Here is a 17,733-nt window from a genome sequence, read left to right on the forward strand (position 1 = left end):
CATGGCGATGGCGCCCCTGGCTTCCCCCGATCCCGGCGGCCGCCACGTGCTGCTGCTGGAATTCGACCTCTACCACCGGGTCGGCGGCGGCCAGTCCACCTACAGGCGCATCATCACCGGCCGTCCGCAGGACACCTTCTACTACTTCGCCCGCCGCGAACCCGCCGATGCGCCGCGCCCGCCCAATGCGGTGGCCATCCCCTATGCCCGCGCCTGGCAGGTCCGGCCGGAGATGGAGGCCCAGGGCGGCCACCTGCTCAGCCAGTATGTCGAATGCCGCAACCTCGCGGCCTCCGTCGCCGCCCATGCCGGGCGCCGCCATTTCGACGTGGCCGATGGCCCCGACTACAGCCAGCACACCCTGTTCATCCGCCAGGCCCTGGCGGCGGAGGGGATCGACCTCGATACCGTCGCCGTCGCGCTGCATGGCACGCTCTCCAGCGCCTTCGCGGCCGGCTGGCCCGGCGCGCCGGGCGAGGACGCCTTCATGCAGGAATTGCGGGAGCGGGAGGAACTCCAGTTCCGCGCCGCCGATGCGCGCTACGCCATCAGCGAATCCTACGCCGCCGAATGGCAGGACATCGCCGACCTGCCGGTCAACATCCTCGACCCGCTCTGCATCGTCGATGCCTTCACGCCCGTGGCGGCGCCGGCGGGCGCGGCGCCGGACCTGCTCTTCGTCGGGCGGCGGGAGAAGTGGAAGGGCCCCGACCTCTTCCTCGACCTCGCCTGGTGCATCGATCCCCGCGCCTTCGGCGCGCTGCGGGTGGTGGGGCCGGACGGGCCCAACCGCCTCGGCATCGGCTCCACGGAAACCCTCGCCGGCATCGCCCGGCGCCGCGCCCTGAAGCCCGAGATCACGGATGGCCTGCCGCCCGCGGAGCTGCGCCGGCTGTTCCGCGGCCGCAGCCTGCTGATGCTGCCCTCCCGCCACGACACCTTCAACCTGACGGCGCTGGAAGCGCTGGGCCAGGGCTGCGTCGTCATGGCCTCCGACCGCTCCGGCTACGCGCATTGGCTGCATCGCCGCCTGCCGGAGCTGGACTGGACGACCATCTCCCTCGATTGCAGCCGCACCACGGCGGGGCAGGTGGAGGCGGTGCTGCGGGACTATGACCGCCATCGCGGCCTGGTGCTGGCGGCGCTGTCCCGCGCCGCGCCGCGCGCGGATCTGGGCAGCCTGTCCCGCATCCACGCGCCCGGCGCGACGCAGGATGGGGAGGCGCGGCAGACCGTCGTCGATCTCGCCGCCCGCTTCGCCATGCTGGCCGATCTGCGCGAACCTTCCCTGCCCCGCCGGGCGGTGCTGCGCACCATGGAAACCGGCCTCTCCACCGCCACCACCCTCGCCTCCCATGTGCCCGTGCCGCTGCGCCGCCCCGCGGTGAAGGCCGCCCGCGGCGCCGCGGGCCTCTGGCGCCTGCGCCATCGCGGCAGCATGGGGGAGCTCACCAAGGAACGCATCAAGACCCGGATGCGGGAGGTGACGGGCGTCTCCCCCCGCACCCTGCAGCAGATCGTGGGCGCCAGCTCGCTCCCCCGCTTCCGCCGCACCATGTTCACCATGCCGGAGACGACGCCGGAGGAGATCAAGGCCAAGATCGCGGAGCTGGCGCGGGAGATTCCCTGGCGCCTGGTGGACCGCGTCCGCCTGTTCCGCGAACTCGCCAGCCTGGAACGGCGCCAGGGCAACGACCTGATCGCGGCCACCTACATGCTGCGCATCATCCGCTGGCTGGGTGAGGACCGGACAGGCGACCTGCCCTTCGTCATCGCCACGCTGGAAGCCAACGGCTTCAAGCACGAAGCGGCGACGGCGCACGCCATGTTCGGCCTGCCGGCGACGGAACGCGATGCCGCCTGCCGCGCGCTGATGCAGGATGCCTTCGACCGCAACCGCGTGAAGGCGCGCCAGCCCCTCGCCATCCTCGACGATCCGCGCAAGCCGGGGGATGTCGCGCGCGTCGCCGTCATCGTCTCGCTCTACAACGCCTCGGACAAGCTGCCGACGCTGCTCGACAACCTCGCGCAGCAATCGCTGGCCCGCGCCGGCGGGCTCGAGATCATCCTGGTGGACAGCAATTCGCCGAAGGATGAGGGCGCGGCGCTGCGCCGCTGGCAGGCCTCCCGCCGCTCCGCCATCCCGATCGTCTATGCGCGGTCGGCGGGGCGGGAGACGATCCAGGCCGCCTGGAACCGCGGCATCCACCTGGCCCGCGCGCCCTACCTCTCCTTCCTCGGCGCGGATGAGGGCCTGCACCCGGAGGCGCTGACGAAGCTCGCCGCGGCGCTGGACCGCGATCCCGGCGTCGACTGGGCGATGGCCGACAGCGTCGTCACCTCGGTCGATGCGAAGGGCGTCTTCGATGCCGACGTCATGCCCTATGACCGCACGGGCTACAGCCAGGACCTGGTGTACCTCGAGACCTGCTACCTGAGCTGGGTCGGCGGCCTCTACCGCCGTTCCATCCATGAACGCTTCGGCTGGTACGACGAGACCTACCGCGCCGCCGGCGACACGGAATTCAAGAACCGCGTCATGCCGCATATCCGCTCGGTCCATGTGCCGGAGATGCTGGGCGTCTTCAACAACTACCCGGAGGAGCGCACCACCCAGCACCCGCGGGCCGAGATCGAGGATCTGCGCGCCTGGTACCTGTGGCGCACGCCGGCCGGCATGGACTACGCCTTCGCCCATCGCCCGGTGGAGGATGCGACGGCGCTGCTGCGGGCCTGCTTCTCCTACCGCAAATCCTATTGCGGCCATCTCAGCACGGATTTCGACCTGGCGGAGGCGCTGGCCCTGCATCTGATGAAGCGCGGCCATGCGCCCGCCTTCGCCCGCGGCGCGCTGGAAGCGGCGCGGGAGGCGCTGGCGGAGATCCGGTCGGTGGAATTGCTGCCGGATGAGATCATGGGCCGCGCCGGCATGACGCTGCACAGCAGCCGCGCCGTCCATCGCCTGCGCCGCCAGATGCCGGGCCCGCACCAGGCCGCGCTGACTCTCCAGAACCCGCCCTGGTACGAGATCTTCAACGACAACCGCTACGAGCAGCATTGGTGGAGCTGGAGCGGCTGAGCCGGCGCCGATGGACCCGTGGCCGGCAGGAAGCCCCACCGGCAGGATCCATCCCCTCGCATCACCCCATCCATCCCCTCGCATCACCCCGCCGCCAGCCCCGCACGGCAACGCGTATAGCCGATGGCCCCGGATGCGGGGCGTGGCGTGATGTCGCCTGCGGTCGATTGATGTCGACCGCCGGCGTGGCGGGAAGGCGCGGCGGCTAGAGCAATATGCGTTCAGATGGAATCATCTGAACGCATATTGCTCTAGATTCAATGACTTCTGGAGCACGAGCTGCGTTCATTTGAACGCGGCGTGCTCTAGACGCCCATCCCCGCCAGGATCTCCTCCGCCGGCCCGTCGGCCACGATCACGCCGCCCTCCAGCCGGATCGCCCGCGTGCACCAGCGGCGCACCACGCCGAAATCATGCGTCGCGATCACCAGGATGTCGGCGCCGCCGACCAGCCGCGCCAGCCGCTCCTCCGCCTTCGCCATGAAGGCGGCGTCGCCCGCCAGGAACCACTCATCCATCAGCAGCACCTGCGGCTGCATGGCGGTGGCCAGCGCGAAGGCGAGGCGCACGCCCATGCCCGCGGAATAGGTGCGGATCGGCACGTCGAAGAAATCGCCAAGGCCGGAGAAGGCCGCCACCTCCTCCACCAGCGCGGCGCATTCCGCATCCGACAGCCCGCGATAGAGCCCGCGGAGCGTCACATTCTCCCGCCCCGTCGAATCGGCGTCCATGCCCGCGGCGACATCGATCAGCGCGCCGATCTGGCCCTCGACGCAAAGCCGTCCCTGCACGGGTTCATAGACGCCGGCCAGCGTCCTCAGCAGCGTCGTCTTGCCCGCGCCATTCGGCCCGACCAGCGCCACGCGTTCGCCGGTGGTGATGCGGAAGCCCAGGTTGCGCAGCGCGGTCACGACGACGCGGTTGGAATCGTCCGTGTGCAGCCGGGCGCCGCGCAGCAGCCGCTTCTTCAGCGACCGCGCGCCCAGGTGGTAGAAGGGGAAGTCGAGGCAGAGCCCCGAGGCCTCGATCAGCGCCATCTGCCGTCAGACCCAGTAAGCGACGCGGCCGCGGAAGCGGACGAAGAAGGCCCCCGCGATGCCGACCAGCAGCAGGGTATAGACGATCGCCGCCACCCAGGCGATCAGCGGCCCGCCGCCTTCCACCAGCGGCCCGCGCACCGTCTCCAGCACCGCGTAGAAGGGGTTGAGGGGCATCAGCACCTCCCAATGCCCCAGCAGCCGCGGCTTCCACAGGATGGGCGTCAGGAAGAAGGCCAGCTGCATCACGCTGGCGACGATCGGCCCGATGTCGCGGAACCGCGCGCAGATCATGCCGAGCAGCAGGGCGGCGGCGAAGGCGTTGATCGCGATCAGGATGAAGCCCGGGATCGCCAGCAGCGCCTCCGGCCCCGGGATGTGCCAGCACACCAGGAAGACCACCGCGATCAGCGGCAGGTTGTGCGCGGCCACCAGCGCGTTGCGCATCACGCAGCGCAGCGCGTGCACGGTGTAGGGCAGGGGCATCTGCCGGATGATGCCCTCGGAGGAGGTGAGGCTGGTCGTCGCCTCGTTCACCATCTGCGCGATGGCGTTCCAGATCACCAGGCTGACGGCGAGGTGCGGCAGGTATTCGGCGAGCGACATCTTGAACAGCGCCGCGTAGAGCAGGCCGAGGCCCATCAGCATGGCGGCGGTCGAGAGCGTCAGCCAGAAGGGGCCGAGCACCGAGCCCCGGTAGCGGTTCCGCAGGTCGAGCCAGGCAAGCGCCCGGGCCAGCCGCCAGCGGCTGAAGCCCATGGTGATGTCGGCGATGGCGCGGCGCAGATGCTGCGGTTCCGCCGCATCGACGATATAGGCCGGCGTCGTCGCCGCGGTTCGGTCGAGCATGGCCGCCTCATAGCCCGCCCTGCCGGGGCGGGCCAGAGGAACCGCCGCGGCCCTACTTGGTCAGGGTCGCGGGCTGGCCCATGGGCTGGGTCGTCATGGGCGGCACGGGCCCGCCCGCGGCGCGGGACAGGCGCACGCGGTCGCCGCGGGTGATCACCACGCGGTCGCCGGCCTGCAGCCCTTCCTCGTTCGTCTGCACCACGGCGATGTCGCCGCCGCGGTCCTGGCGGACGATGAATTCCACCGCCTGGCCCTGCGTCACGCCCCGCTCGATCGCCGTGCCGGCCAGGCCGCCCAGGATGGCGCCGCCCACGCCCGCGATGGCGTTGGACCGCCAGTCGCCGCCGATGAAGCTGCCGGCCAGGCCGCCCGCCACGGCGCCGCCCACGGTGCCGACGCCGGACTGGCTGCCCGCCACCGTCACGGGGCGGGTGCCGACGATGGTGCCGTAGTTCACATAGGCGGCACCGCCGAGCGCGCCGGCGGAATAGGTCGTGCCCGTATTGGCCGGCGCGCAGGCCGGCACGGCGGCCAGCAGCGCAAGCGCGGCGGCGGCGGGGATCAGGCGGTGGTTCAGGCGCATCGTGATGCCCTTCGTGATGAGTCGTCGCAGGGCGACGGGGTCGGTGCAGAGGTAGCGCATCCCGGGCCGGAATGCCCGCCCTGGATGATTGCGTGCTGTTTCGGCGGGTAGCATGGCGGTAACACGGCGGGCCCTGCCATGATCTCGTCCTTGCCTCCGCCCACCGCCCTGCGGTAGGCCTTTCCCTCGCCGTTTTTTTGGCGTTCCTTCACGAAACCCTGCCAGATGGCCCGCATGGCCACCCGGTGCGGGATGGCTTGAACGAACGGGACGGGTATCGGGGGTTGGCCTGGGCCGGGTCGCATCGCGGGGGCGGTGCGCCATGGCCGGGGGGGCGGGCCTCGGGGACCCCGGTTCCGTCAACGGACGGAGAGCAAGGCATGGTCGGGTTCAGCGCTGCGGGCCTGGTACGCCCGTTGGCCGCGTGCCTGCTGGTGGGGGCGCTGGCCGCCTGCGGGCAGAGCCCGCAGCGGGCCGTCACCCAGGCGCCGTCGGCCTCCGGCGAATGGGTCCGCCCCACCTCCTACGACCCGCCCGGCCCGGCCAGCGATCCCTGGGGCCCCTACATCCAGGCGGCCTCCCGCCGCTTCGACGTGCCGGAGCGCTGGATTCGCGAAGTGATGCGCCAGGAATCCGCCGGCCGCGTCTCCGCCACCTCCCGCGTCGGCGCCATGGGGCTGATGCAGGTCATGCCCGGCACCTACCGCGAATTGCAGGCGCGCTACGGCCTCGGCCCCGATCCCTACCACCCCTGGGACAACCTGATGGCCGGCACCGCCTATGTGCGGGAGATGTATGAGCTCTACGGCGCGCCCGCCTTCCTGGCCGCCTACAATGCCGGCCCGCGGCGGCTGGAGGACTACCTCTGGGGCGGCCGCGGCCTGCCGAACGAGACGCGCAACTACGTCGCCCGCATCGGGCCGCGCATCGCTGGCACCCATCCGAACCGCCGCGCCGCGCCGGAAGTCTATGCCGCGGCCGAGATCCCGCTCGACATCCCCGCCGGGCCCCGCCGCGGCGATGCCGCCACCATGCTGGCGCTGCGCGAACAGCGCCGCGCGGTGGATCCGGGCGTGCAGGTGGCGCAGCTGCCCGCCGGCCCGGTGGTGCGGATGGAACCGATCCCGGATGGCAGCACCAGCGTTGCCTCCGCCTTCACGCCGCCGGCCCCGCCGGTCCGCACCCAGGTTGCCGCCGCGGGCGGCTTCGCGCCCGCCGGCAGCGTCGTCGCCATGGCGCCCATCGCCAGCCCCGGCGACTTCACGACGCGCATGGAGCCGATCGAAAGCCCCGGCGACCGCGTGACGCGCATGGACCCCGTGGCCAGCGCCGGCGACCCCGGCGTCGCGCCGATCCGCTCCGAGTCGCTGGCGCCCCTCTCCGCCCCGGCGCCCGCCCGCGCCCCCGTCGCGCTGGCCGCCGCGCCGGCGCCGGCCGCGCGCAGCTTCTCCCTGATCCCGCAGGCGCATGCCGGCACCCTGCCGGCGGTGCCGCGCCCCGCCCCGGCCGCCCCGGCGGCGGGTGGTGGCTGGGGCATCCAGGTCGGCGCCTTCGCTTCCGAGAACCTGGCCCGCGCCGCCGCCGGCCAGGCGCGCGACCAGGTCGGCGCCAACGGCACCCGCGCGCTGGTCGAGCCCTCCGGCCAGGGTCGCGGCGTGCTCTTCCGCGCCCGCGTCACGGGCCTCGCCAATCGCGGCGCGGCGGAGCAGGCCTGCGAAAGGCTGCGCGCCCGCGGCGCCTGCATGATCGTCGCCCCCGGCGTCTGACGCCGGGGCGGGCGCCCCGGCCCCCATCCGTTATGGCGCAGATGCACCAGGGCCGGTTTCCCGCGGCCGCGGATACCCGTTAAGGTTGTGGTCGCCTCTGCCCGATCACGGATCTGAGGTCAAAAAAATGCGACCATTCCCCCATTAGGCAGTGGCACCATCCGCCGCGATGTTGATAATGGATACATGGCGATGGAAGCTCCGACACGGCAGGCCCCCCCCGGCCTGCTAGGCCTCCGTCCTCCGGCCGATCTGGCGGAGGTCCCGGTGGCACGCGCGCCGGCCCCCCCGGCATCCCGGCCCAAGGCTGCCCCCCCCAAGGCGGCCGAACAGCCCCCCGAACGCCCGGCCTATCCGGTGATCTCCTCCGGCTGGGACAGCGAGGATCAGGAAAGCCGCGGCAAGACCAGCGACCTGATGACCGCGGTCAAGGCGCTCGCGGTCCTCAGCCTGTTCATCGTCGCGATCGCACTCCTGATCCGCTGAGGCGCGCCCGGGCCCCGGCCCGGGTCTTGTCCCCCGCTGCTGCCTCCCCCACCCTGCGGCCGCTTTGCTGAGGGGAGGGGGCTCTGTCCTTCAAGGATCTCGACCGGCTGCTGCGGCCGAAGGCCGTTGCCGTCATCGGCGCCTCGGATGATCCGGTGCGCATCGGCGGCCGGCCCATCGCCTATATGAAGGCGCGGGGCTTCGCCGGGCCGCTGATGCCGGTGAACCCGAACCGCGCGACGGTGCAGGGCCTGCCGGCCTTCCCCTCCATCGCCGAACTGCCGACAACGCCCGACGCCGCCATCGTCGCCATCCCCGGTGAGGGTGCGATCCAGGCGGTGGAGGACCTCGGCGCCCGCGGCTGCGGCGCCGCCATCGTCTTCACCGCCGGATTCGCGGAGGTGGGGGCGGAAGGTGCGGCCATGCAGGCGCGACTCGTCGCCGCCGCGCGCCGGCATGGCATGCGCCTCGTCGGGCCCAATTGCCTCGGCCTCTTCAACGCCGCGCTCGGCTACTACCCGATCTTCTCCGCGAGCTTCGAGGGCGGCTGGCCGCTGCCCGGCGCGGTCGGCATCGCAAGCCAGTCCGGCGCCTATGGCAGCCACCTCTTCGCCGCGGCGCGGGACCGCGGCATCGGCACCCCCGTGCTGGTGACGACGGGGAACGAGGCCGACACCAACCTGGCCGACATCATCGGCTGGATGGCGGAGAGCGAGGAGGTGTCGGTCATCGCCGCCTATGCGGAGGGCATCAAGGACGGGCCCCGCTTCATCGCCGCGCTCGAAGCCGCCCGCGCCGCCCGCAAGCCGGTGGTGATGATGAAGGTCGGGCGCAGCGCCTTGGGCCAGGCCGCCGCGCAATCCCACACCGCCTCCATCGCCGGCGACGACCGGGTGATGGATGCGATCCTGGCCGACTACGGCGTCCACCGGGCCCGCACCACGGAGGAGCTGCTGGATGTCTGCTACGTCGCGCAGCGCCGCATCTACCCCGCGGGCAATACGCTCGGCGTCGTGACCATCTCCGGCGGCGCGGGGGTGCTGATGTCGGATGCGGCGGAGGCCGCCGGCCTGCCCATGCCGCCCATGCCGCAAGCGGCGCAGGATGCACTGAAGAAGCTGGTCCCCTTCGCCTCGCCGCTCAATCCCGTGGACTGCACCGCGCAGGCCTTCAACGACATGAGCGTGATCGGCAGCTTCGCCGAGAGCATGGTCACCGATGGCGGCTACCAGAGCGTCATCGCCTTCTTCACGGCCTGGGGCGGCACGCCGTCGATGGCGCCGCGGCTGCGCGCCGAGTTGAAGAAGGTGCTGGACCGGCACCCGGACCGCCTCTTCGTCCTCTCCATCCTCGCCAATACCGACCGCGTGCGGGAATGGGAGGCCGATGGCTTCCTCTGCATCGAGGATCCGTCCCGCGCCGTGGTGGCGCTGGCCGCCATGGGCCGCTTCGGTGATGCTTTTTCGGCCGTGCCGCCCGCGCTGGCACCGGTGCCCGCCGTCACGCTGCCCGCGACGGCGCCGAACGAGGCCGAGGCCAAGCGCATCCTGGCCGAGGCCGGCGTGCCCATGGTCCCCGAAGCCGCCTGCGCGACGCTGGAGGAAACGCTCGCCGCCGGGCGCCGCATCGGCTTCCCGGTGGTGGCGAAGATCCTCTCGCCCGACATCCTGCACAAGAGCGAGATCGGCGGCGTCATCCTGAACATCGCCGACGAGGCCGCGCTGCGCGACGCCCATGCGACGCTGCTGTCCCGCGCCGCGGAACGCGCGCCCGGCGCGCGCATCGATGGCGTGCTGGTGGCGAAGCAGGTGGCGGGCGGCGTGGAGATGGCGCTCGGCGTGGTGCGCGACCCCGTCTTCGGCCCCGTCGCCATGGTCGGCCTCGGCGGCGTCTTCATCGAAGTCTTCAAGGATGTCGCCTTCGCCCGCTGCCCCGTCGATCCGGCGCGGGCGGAGGCGATGATCCGCTCCCTGAAAGGCTTTCCCCTGCTGGACGGCGCCCGCGGCCGCCCGAAGGCGGATGTCGCCGCACTGACAAAGGCCCTCGTCGCCCTCTCCCGCTTCGCCGCCGGCGCCGGGCCGCGCCTTCTCAGCGCGGAGGTGAACCCGCTGCTCGTCACCCCGGACGGCGCCTTCGCCGCCGATGCCGTCATCGAGATCGAGGCCTGACCATGCCCATCGTCACGGAAACCCTCCTCAACTTCCCCATCCCCGAGATCCGCCAGCAGCTGCGCTGGCAGGACACCGCGCTCTACGCGCTGTCGCTCGGCGTGGCCCAGGACCCGATGGATGAAGCCGACCTCCGCTTCGTCACCGAAGGCGCTTCGATGCAGGCGCTGCCGACCATCCCCGTCGTGCTCGGCTATCCCGGCTTCTGGCTGGCCGATCCCGCGACGGGCGTGGATGCCGTGCGCCTGGTGGCCGGCGAACAATCCGTCGAGCTCCACGCGGCCCTGCCGGTGGAGGGCGAGATCATCGGCCGCTCCCGCGTCACGGGCCTGGTCGATCGCGGCGCCGGCAAGGGCGCGCTGCTCTATGTGGCGCGGGAGGTGATCGACGGCGCGACGCAGGTGAAGCTCGCCACCGTCGAGCAGACGATCTTCCTCCGCGGCGATGGCGGCTTCGGCGGCCCCACGGGTCCGGTGAAGAAACCGGCGCCGGAGCCGGAGGGCCCGCCCGCCCTGACGCTGGACCTGCCGACGCGGCCGGAGATGGCGCTGCTCTACCGGCTCAACGGCGACCACAACCCGCTGCACAGCAGCCCGTCCCTCGCCGCCAAGGCCGGCTTCCCGCGCCCCATCCTGCACGGCCTCGGCACCTTCGGCGTCGTCGGCCGCGCCCTGCTGCGCCTGGTCTGCGGGGGCGATCCCGCGCGCTTCGGGCGCATGGAGTGCCGCTTCTCCTCCCCGGTCTTCCCCGGGGAGACCATCCGCACGGAGATCTGGCCGGACGCGACGGGCGCCGCCTTCCGCGCCAAGGTCGTGGAACGCGACGTGGTGGTCATCTCCAACGGCCGCCTGGCCACGCGGTGATCGTCTGGACGGCCCGGGCCCAAGCGGCTACCGAAGCCCACCCCGAGCGGGGCATTGGGTGGCGGAGGCAGCGGCAGCGCGCATGATCAACAAGATCGTCCAGTCCATCGCGGAGGCACTCTCCGGCATCAAGGATGGCTCCACCGTCCTGATGGGCGGCTTCGGCGCCGTGGGCCAGCCCGATGAGCTGATCGAGGGCCTGATCGAGCAGGGTGCGAAGGACCTCACCGTCGTCGCCAACAATGCCGGCGCCGGCAAGGTCGGCCTGGCCAGGCTGATGGCCGAGGGGCGCGTGCGGAAGATCATCTGCTCCTTCCCCCGCTCCGCCGGATCGACGGTGTTCGAGGAGCTGTACCGCGCCGGCAAGCTGGAGCTGGAGATCGTGCCGCAGGGCACGCTGGCGGAGCGCATGCGCGCCGCCGGCGCCGGCATCCCCGCCTTCTACACCCCGACCGGCGCGGGCACGAAGCTCGCCCAGGGGAAGGAGACGCGGGAGTTCAACGGCCGCCCGCACATCATGGAACTGGCCCTTCCCGGCGATGTCGCGCTGGTGGAGGCCTGGGAGGCCGATCGCTGGGGCAACCTCACCTACCGGGAGAGCGGCCGGAACTTCAATCCCGTCATGGCCATGGCGGCGACGCTGACCATCGCCCAGACGCACAACATCCGCGACCTCGGCGAGATCACGCCGGACAACGTCCACACCCCCGGCATCTTCGTGCAACGCGTGGTCCAGGTCGCGCGCGGCGCGCCTTGGAATTGACGGCGGCCGATTCAGACCTCCGGGCCCAGTGGCCCTCCGGTCATCGGACGCCGGCCCCGATCCTCGAACGTCTCGGAGGCTATTCATGACCAGCTTCACCCGCCAGCAGATGGCCGCGCGCGTCGCGCAGGACATTCCCGAGGGCTGGTTCGTCAACCTCGGCATCGGCATCCCGACCATGGTCGCGGATTATGTGCCGATGGACCGCGAGGTCATCCTGCACAGCGAGAACGGCATCCTCGGCATGGGCCCCGCCCCGGCGCCGGACAAGGTCAATGCCTGGCTGGTGAATGCCGGCAAGCAGCCCGTCACGCTGCGCCCCGGCGGCAGCTTCTTCCACCATGCCGACAGCTTCGGGATGATCCGCGGCGGGCATATCGACCTCTGCGTCCTCGGCGCCTTCGAGGTGGCCGAGAACGGCGACATCGCGAACTGGGCGACCAGCGAGAATGACAGCGCGCCAGCCGTCGGCGGCGCCATGGACCTGGCGGCCGGCGCCAAGCGGCTCTGGGTCGTCATGGACCACACGACGAAGGATGGCCGCCCGAAGCTGGTGGAAAGCTGCGGCTATCCGCTGACCGCGCATGGCGCCGTGCAGCGCATCTACACCAACCTCGCCGTCATCGACGTGGTCCGCGGCCGCGGCTTCGTGGTGCGGGAGATCGTGCCGGGCCTGTCGCTGGCCGATCTCCAGGCCAAGACCGGCGCCACGCTGCACACCGATTCATGAGCGACAAGCCGATCTGCCGCGTCACCGAGGCGCGCGACGGCGCTGTCCTGACGCTGACGCTGGACTATCCGTCCCGCCGCAACGCGCTGAACGTGGCGCTGCGGGAGCAGATGTTCGGCATCCTCGAAGCCGCGCAGGGGGATGATGGCGTGCGCGCCATCGTGCTGACGGGCGAGGGCGGGAATTTCTGCTCGGGCGGCGACATCTCCGGCATGGACGTCCGCGACGCCGAGCAGGGCCGCGAACGCATGCGCCGCACCCACCGCATGATCCGCCTGATGATCGGCGGCCGCATCCCGCTGGTGGCGGCGGTGGAGGGCTGGTGCGTCGGCGCCGGCCTCTCCATGGCCTGCGCCTGCGACACCATCGTGGCGGCGGAGGATGCGCGCTTCGCCGCCGGCTTCGGCCGCGTCGGCCTGATGGCCGATCTCGGCCTGCCCTGGACGCTGCCCAACCGCATCGGCCCCGCGCGCGCCAAGCAGATGCTGCTCTACCCCGACCAGATCGATGGCGCGGAGGCCGCGCGCATCGGCCTGGTGGACCGCATCGTGCCGAAGGGCGGCGCGCTGGAGAAGGCCCGCGAGTTGGCGCGCTTCCTCGCCGACCAGGCGCCGCTGCCCATCGCCCTGACCAAGCGCATGCTGGCGGAAGGCCTCGACGCGGCGCTGGAGCGGGAGCGCGACTGGCAGACGATGTGCTTCCTCAGCGCCGACCACGTCGAAGGCCGCACCGCCTTCATGGAGAAGCGCGCGCCGGTCTTCGGGAAGCGTTGACCGGGTAAGTTGACGCGCGGCGTCACGGGTCGCAGCCTTCGCGACTGACAAGGCCTCGTTCTGCCGTCGCGGCGGCGCCGACCCCCACCCCGACCCTCTCCCGCAAGCGCGGGGGAGGGAGGGGCCCGCGGAGCGGGAGGGTGGGGATCCGCTCCCGCGTCGTCACGACGCGCCCCACCGCCCACGGAGCCCCGCATGACCACCTTCTGGCGCCTTCCCGCCACCGAGATCGCCACCCTGGTCCGCACCCGCCAGGCCAGCGCGACGGAGGTCGCGAAGGATGCCCTCGCGCGCCTCGATGCGGTGAACCCCGCCCTCAACGCCGTGGTGGACCATCGTCCCGCCGATGTGCTGGCCCAGGCCGCCGCCATCGATGCCGTCATCGCCCGCGGGGAGAATCCCGGCCCCATGGCCGGCGTGCCCGTCACCATCAAGGTCAATGTGGACCAGGAAGGCTACGCCACCACCAACGGGCTGCGGATCCAGAAGGATCTCATCGCGAAGCAGGACAACCCGGTCGTCGCCAATTTCCGCAAGGCCGGCGCCGTGCTGCTGGGGCGGACCAACACGCCGGCCTTCAGCCTGCGCTGGTTCTGCCGCAACTCCCTGCATGGCCACACGAAGAACCCGCGCGACCCCTCCATCACGCCGGGCGGCTCCTCCGGCGGCGCGGCGGCGGCGACGGCGGCGGGCATCGGCGCGGTCGGCCACGGCACGGATATCGGCGGCTCCATCCGCTACCCCGCCTATGCCTGCGGCATCCATGGTCTGCGGCCCACGCTCGGCCGCATCCCCGTCTGGAATGCCAGCGGTGCGGAGCGTGCCATCGGCGGCCAAATCATGGCCGTCTCCGGCCCCCTCGCGCGCACCATCGGTGACCTCCGCCTGTCCTTCGCCGCGATGAGCCAGCGGGACATCCGCGACCCCTGGTGGGTCGATGCCCCCGCCGAGGGTCCGCCCGCGCCGAAGCGCGCCGCGCTCAGCGTGCGGCCGGAGGGGATGCCGACGACGCCGGAGGTCGAGGCCGCGCTGCGCGACGCCGCCCGCCGGCTGGAGGCCGCCGGCTGGACGGTGGAGGAGGTGGACGTGCCCCCGCTGCGGGAGCCCGCCGCCATCCAGGCCATGCTCTGGCTGGCCGAGAGCCGCCGCGGCCTCAACGCCGCGCTGCACCAGGAAGGCGATGCCGACGCCACCTTCATCTTCACCGCGATGGAGGAGCTCTGCCCGACGCCGGACCTCAACGCCTTCCAGGATGGCCTGCAGAAGCGCGCGCATTTCGTCCGCGTCTGGATGCAGTTCTTCGAGAAATACCCTGTCGCCATCACGCCCGTCTCCGCGGAGCTGCCCTTCCGCGACCAGTCGGATGTGGAGTCGACGGAGAGCTTCCGCCGCATCATGGAAGCGCAACTCACCCAGGTCGGCCTGCCGCTGATGGGCCTGCCGGGCCTGGTGGTGACCACCGGCCTGGTCGGCCGCGTGCCGGTCGGGGTGCAGCTGCTGGCCGGCCGCTACCGGGAAGACCTGCTCTTCACCGCCGCCGAGGCCATCGAGGCCGCGGGCACCCCCGCCAGCCCCATCGACCCCCAGGCCTAACGGCCGAGCAGCACCAGCACGACGCCCGAGACCACCACCAGCGCGCCCACCACATCGGCGCGCTTCGCCTTCTCCCGCAGGTAGAAGCGGGAGAAGGCGAGGGTGAAGAGGATCTCCACCTGCCCCACCGCGCGCACCATGGCGACCGGGGCGAGCGCGAAGGCGGAGAACCAGCAGGCGGAGCCGAGCGCGGAGAGCGTCCCGACCTGCGCGGAGATCCGCCAACTGCGGAAGACGGCCACGAATTGCGCGGGCTCCCGCCAGGCCAGGTAGCCGCCCTGCATCACCGTCTGCATTGCATTCGTCATCGCCAGGATCAGCAGCGCCTTGAAGATCAGGTCATCGCCCGGCATGGCCTGGTTCGCCGCCTTGATCAGCACGCCGGTGAAGCCGAAGCAGAAGCCGGCGCCGATGCCGCACAGCGCCGCCGGCTGAGTCACGCCGCGCAGCAATTCCATCGGCGTCGTGCCGCGCCCCGCGAGCGACAGGTACAGCACGCCGCCGACGCCCACGCAGATGCCGGCCCAGGCCAGCGGCGAGAGGTGCTCGCCCAGCAGGATGGTGGCGACGACGGCCGTCTGCATCGCCTCGGTCTTCGAATAGGCGGTGCCGACGGCGAAGTTGCGATAGCCGAAGGCCATGATGAGCAGGTTGGTGCCGAGGATCTGCAGGAACCCCGCCGCCGCGCAGAGGCCGAGCACCAGCAGCCCGATCGCCGGCAGCGAATACCCCATCGCCACCCCGTATCCCGCGGCGAGGGCCACGCCGAGCGGCACGCCATAGAGGTAACGCACTACCCCTGCCGCATTGACGGAAAGCTGGTCCCGCAGCCGCTGCTGCATGGCCGTCCGCCAGCACTGGAACAGCGCCGCCGCGACGCTGAAGACGATCCAGCCCGGCATCACCCGAGCCTCGGGTCCAGCCAGGGCCGGTCCATGCGCTTCCATTCCGGCAGCGATGTCTGCCGGAGCTTCACGCCGAGCCCCGGCGCCTGTGGCAGGCGCGCGGTGCCGCGATCGAAGCGCAGCGATTCGCCTTCCACGATATCGAAGAAGGCTTCCGTCTCCCCGAACTGGACCTCCAGCATGAGAAAATTCGGGATGGAGGCGCAGAGATGAACCGAATGCGCGTGGCACACGGGCCCGGTCGGGTTGTGCGGCGCCATCTCGATCCCCGCCGTCTGCGCCAGCGCGCCGATGCGGCGGATCTCCTCGATGCCGCCGGCATGCTTCGCATCGGGCATCAGCACGTCGTAGCAGCCGGCCTCGACCAGCGGGCGATAGGCAGCGAGCCCCGACAGCGTCTCCGCCCCCGCCAGCCGCATGCCGCGGTCATTCGCCATGCCGCGCAGCCGGACGATCTCGCGGTGGTTCGCCTCCGCCACGGGACATTCCAGCCAGAACAGGGCGAAGGGCGCGACATCCCGCACCAGCGCCGCGGCGCCGCCGGCGGAGAAGCGCCAATGCGCATCCACCATGACGGCGACATCAGGCCCGACGGCATCCCGCACCGCGGCGATGCGCGCCAGCCCCTCCGCATAGGCCGCGCGGTTGGCCGGCGTGTGGCCATCCTCCCAGACCAGCGGCTCGAAGGGCGCCAGCTTCACCGCGACGAACCCCTCCGCCACCGCGCGCCGCGCGGCGGCCGCGAAACCCTCCGGCGTGCGCGGATTCGTGCCGCGGTTGATGTTGGCATAGAGCGTGACGGGATCATGCAGCGCGCCGCCCAGCCAGGCATGGATCGGCTGGCCCGCCCGCTGCGCCGCCAGGTCGCACAGCGCCTGGTCCAGCGCGGAAAGCGCCGTCGCCGCCACCAGCCCGCCCGGCGCATGCGGCAGCCAGCGCGCGATGCGGTTGCGCGCCCCCGCATCCTGCCCGCGCAGCAGCGCATCCAGCCGCGCGACCTCCGCCGCCACCAGCGGTTCCTGGTTCGCCAGCGTGCATTCGCCGAGGCCCGTCAGCCCATCGGTCGTCGTGACTTCGAGAAAGCACCAGTTGGTCTTGGGCGTGACGTTGAGGCCGCGGAAGGCGATGCGCTCGATGATCATCCGTCGATCCTGATATTGGCGCGCTGCGCCAGGTCCTTCCACCGCGCGATATCGGCCCGCACCCGCGCGGCCAGCACCTCGGGCGCCGAGGCGACGAGGTCGCCGCCCAGCGCCCGCAGCCGCATCCGCACCTCCGTGATCGCCGCCACCCGCTGCAATTCGGCGAGCATGCGCGCCACGATCGGCGCCGGCGTGCCGGGCGGCGCGAACAGCGCGTTCCAGGCCAGCGTCTCGAAGCCGCGCAGGCCGCTCTCGTCCAGCGTCGGCACCTCCGGCAGGTCGACGCTCCGCGTCAGGCTCGTCACCGCCAGCGGCGTCAGCTCGCCCCGCTGGATGAAGCCCATGACGTTGACGAGGTTGCCGATCAGCACCGGCGCATCCCCCTGCACCGCCGCCTGCGCCATGGCCGGCGCGCCGCGATAGGGGATGTGGGTCAGGTCGAGCCCCGCCACCGACTTGAACAGCTCCATCGAGAAATGCGCGGAGGACCCCGGCCCCGCGGAGGCATAGTTGACCTGCCCCGGCCGCGCCCGGACGTAGGCGATCAACTCCTGCACGTTCTTCACCGGCAGCGCCCGCGTGTTCACTGCCAGCAGGTTCGGCCCGGTGACGAGCAGCGAAACGGGGATGAAGGACGTCTCGAGGTCATAGGGCAGGTCGCGATACAGCGCGGCGTTGATGCCGTTCGATCCCGCATTGCCCAGCAGCCAGGTGTAGCCATCGCCCGGGCTGCGGAAGGCGGCCTCCACCCCGATCCGCCCGCCGGCGCCGCCGCGGTTGTCCACCGCGACGGGCTGGCCGAGCCCCTGTTCCAGGTAGTGGGAGAAGATGCGCGCCGTGCTGTCATTCCCGCTGCCCGGCGTATCCGGCAGCAGCAGCCGGATCGGCCTGGCCGGCCAGGCCTGCGCCCGCGCCAGCCGCGGCACGGCGAGGCCCGCAAGGGCAGAGGCAAGAAGGGCGCGGCGCTGCGGCATGGTTCCTGGTCCCCGGGTGGCG

At 71.8% G+C, this 17,733-nt stretch carries 15 protein-coding genes; 9 read left to right on the forward strand and 6 right to left on the reverse strand.

Going from position 1 to position 17,733, the window contains the following annotated elements; all coding sequences use genetic code 11:
- The first annotated feature begins 1 nt into the window (after position 1).
- On the forward strand, positions 2-3,079 hold the full coding sequence (locus JJI54_RS05890) for a glycosyltransferase (RefSeq protein WP_203071794.1): 3,078 nt from the start codon (positions 2-4) through the stop codon (positions 3,077-3,079).
- Between the two features lie 305 nt (positions 3,080-3,384).
- Here the strand turns inward: JJI54_RS05890 and JJI54_RS05895 are convergent, their stop codons facing one another.
- The 3 genes from JJI54_RS05895 to JJI54_RS05905 are packed head-to-tail and all read right to left on the reverse strand — an operon-like array spanning position 3,385 to position 5,608.
- Positions 3,385-4,116, reverse strand: coding sequence for an ABC transporter ATP-binding protein (locus tag JJI54_RS05895; RefSeq protein WP_203071796.1), 732 nt, complete (start codon positions 4,114-4,116; stop codon positions 3,385-3,387).
- A gap of 6 nt (positions 4,117-4,122) precedes the next feature.
- Positions 4,123-4,965, reverse strand: coding sequence for an ABC transporter permease (locus JJI54_RS05900; RefSeq protein WP_203071798.1), 843 nt, complete (start codon positions 4,963-4,965; stop codon positions 4,123-4,125).
- Positions 4,966-5,017: 52 nt separating this feature from the next.
- Positions 5,018-5,608 (reverse strand): outer membrane lipoprotein, encoded by a 591-nt coding sequence (locus JJI54_RS05905; protein WP_226381385.1) that lies wholly within the window; start codon positions 5,606-5,608, stop codon positions 5,018-5,020.
- Positions 5,609-5,928: 320 nt separating this feature from the next.
- Between JJI54_RS05905 and JJI54_RS05910 the strand changes: the two genes are divergently transcribed.
- The 8 genes from JJI54_RS05910 to JJI54_RS05945 all read left to right on the forward strand — a co-directional run bounded on the left by JJI54_RS05910 (position 5,929) and on the right by JJI54_RS05945 (position 14,690).
- Entirely contained in the window at positions 5,929-7,314 is a 1,386-nt protein-coding gene (locus tag JJI54_RS05910) for a lytic transglycosylase domain-containing protein (RefSeq protein ID WP_203071799.1), read from the forward strand.
- A gap of 267 nt (positions 7,315-7,581) precedes the next feature.
- Positions 7,582-7,800 (forward strand): hypothetical protein, encoded by a 219-nt coding sequence (locus JJI54_RS05915; protein ID WP_203071800.1) that lies wholly within the window; start codon positions 7,582-7,584, stop codon positions 7,798-7,800.
- A 110-nt stretch (positions 7,801-7,910) separates the two neighbouring features.
- A complete protein-coding gene (locus JJI54_RS05920; protein ID WP_226381526.1) occupies positions 7,911-9,968 on the forward strand; it encodes an acetate--CoA ligase family protein in 2,058 nt (685 codons plus the stop codon).
- Between the two features lie 2 nt (positions 9,969-9,970).
- Positions 9,971-10,831 carry a MaoC family dehydratase gene (locus JJI54_RS05925; protein WP_203071802.1) on the forward strand — a complete coding sequence of 287 codons (861 nt, stop codon included), beginning with the start codon at positions 9,971-9,973 and terminating at the stop codon, positions 10,829-10,831.
- Positions 10,832-10,913: 82 nt separating this feature from the next.
- Positions 10,914-11,594, forward strand: a complete 681-nt coding sequence (locus JJI54_RS05930) for a 3-oxoacid CoA-transferase subunit A (protein WP_203071803.1) — start codon at positions 10,914-10,916, stop codon at positions 11,592-11,594.
- Positions 11,595-11,679: 85 nt separating this feature from the next.
- Entirely contained in the window at positions 11,680-12,324 is a 645-nt protein-coding gene (locus JJI54_RS05935) for a 3-oxoacid CoA-transferase subunit B (protein ID WP_203071804.1), read from the forward strand.
- Positions 12,321-13,097: an enoyl-CoA hydratase/isomerase family protein gene (locus tag JJI54_RS05940; protein ID WP_203071805.1), complete on the forward strand. Its 777-nt coding sequence runs from the start codon at positions 12,321-12,323 to the stop codon at positions 13,095-13,097. The genes JJI54_RS05935 and JJI54_RS05940 overlap by 4 nt, the downstream gene beginning before the upstream one ends.
- 195 nt (positions 13,098-13,292) lie before the next feature.
- Entirely contained in the window at positions 13,293-14,690 is a 1,398-nt protein-coding gene (locus JJI54_RS05945; RefSeq protein ID WP_203071806.1) for an amidase family protein, read from the forward strand.
- On the opposite strand, the gene JJI54_RS05950 is transcribed toward JJI54_RS05945, so the two are convergent.
- The 3 genes from JJI54_RS05950 to JJI54_RS05960 are packed head-to-tail and all read right to left on the reverse strand — an operon-like array spanning position 14,687 to position 17,711.
- Positions 14,687-15,592, reverse strand: coding sequence for an EamA family transporter (locus JJI54_RS05950; protein WP_203071807.1), 906 nt, complete (start codon positions 15,590-15,592; stop codon positions 14,687-14,689). The two genes, JJI54_RS05945 and JJI54_RS05950, sit on opposite strands and share 4 nt — an antisense overlap.
- Positions 15,592-16,737 carry a mandelate racemase/muconate lactonizing enzyme family protein gene (locus tag JJI54_RS05955; protein WP_203071808.1) on the reverse strand — a complete coding sequence of 382 codons (1,146 nt, stop codon included), beginning with the start codon at positions 16,735-16,737 and terminating at the stop codon, positions 15,592-15,594. Before JJI54_RS05955 ends, JJI54_RS05950 begins: the two co-directional genes overlap by 1 nt.
- Positions 16,734-17,711 carry a Bug family tripartite tricarboxylate transporter substrate binding protein gene (locus JJI54_RS05960; protein ID WP_203071809.1) on the reverse strand — a complete coding sequence of 326 codons (978 nt, stop codon included), beginning with the start codon at positions 17,709-17,711 and terminating at the stop codon, positions 16,734-16,736. Before JJI54_RS05960 ends, JJI54_RS05955 begins: the two co-directional genes overlap by 4 nt.
- Positions 17,712-17,733 lie beyond the last annotated feature (22 nt).

It is taken from the genome of Falsiroseomonas ponticola (assembly GCF_016805305.1).
Lineage (GTDB): Bacteria > Pseudomonadota > Alphaproteobacteria > Acetobacterales > Acetobacteraceae > Falsiroseomonas > Falsiroseomonas ponticola.

Bases quoted from the DNA above. Each gene is read 5' to 3' on its own strand.
- JJI54_RS05955 (WP_203071808.1), bottom strand. From the start codon at position 16,737: ATGATCATCGAGCGCATCGCCTTCCGCGGCCTCAACGTCACGCCCAAG.
- JJI54_RS05900 (WP_203071798.1), bottom strand. From the start codon at position 4,965: ATGCTCGACCGAACCGCGGCGACGACGCCGGCCTATATCGTCGATGCG.
- JJI54_RS05960 (WP_203071809.1), bottom strand. From the start codon at position 17,711: ATGCCGCAGCGCCGCGCCCTTCTTGCCTCTGCCCTTGCGGGCCTCGCC.
- JJI54_RS05935 (WP_203071804.1), top strand. From the start codon at position 11,680: ATGACCAGCTTCACCCGCCAGCAGATGGCCGCGCGCGTCGCGCAGGAC.
- JJI54_RS05930 (WP_203071803.1), top strand. From the start codon at position 10,914: ATGATCAACAAGATCGTCCAGTCCATCGCGGAGGCACTCTCCGGCATC.
- JJI54_RS05895 (WP_203071796.1), bottom strand. From the start codon at position 4,116: ATGGCGCTGATCGAGGCCTCGGGGCTCTGCCTCGACTTCCCCTTCTAC.
- JJI54_RS05940 (WP_203071805.1), top strand. From the start codon at position 12,321: ATGAGCGACAAGCCGATCTGCCGCGTCACCGAGGCGCGCGACGGCGCT.
- JJI54_RS05910 (WP_203071799.1), top strand. From the start codon at position 5,929: ATGGTCGGGTTCAGCGCTGCGGGCCTGGTACGCCCGTTGGCCGCGTGC.
- JJI54_RS05945 (WP_203071806.1), top strand. From the start codon at position 13,293: ATGACCACCTTCTGGCGCCTTCCCGCCACCGAGATCGCCACCCTGGTC.
- JJI54_RS05905 (WP_226381385.1), bottom strand. From the start codon at position 5,608: ATGCGCTACCTCTGCACCGACCCCGTCGCCCTGCGACGACTCATCACG.
- JJI54_RS05950 (WP_203071807.1), bottom strand. From the start codon at position 15,592: ATGCCGGGCTGGATCGTCTTCAGCGTCGCGGCGGCGCTGTTCCAGTGC.
- JJI54_RS05925 (WP_203071802.1), top strand. From the start codon at position 9,971: ATGCCCATCGTCACGGAAACCCTCCTCAACTTCCCCATCCCCGAGATC.
- JJI54_RS05890 (WP_203071794.1), top strand. From the start codon at position 2: ATGGCGATGGCGCCCCTGGCTTCCCCCGATCCCGGCGGCCGCCACGTG.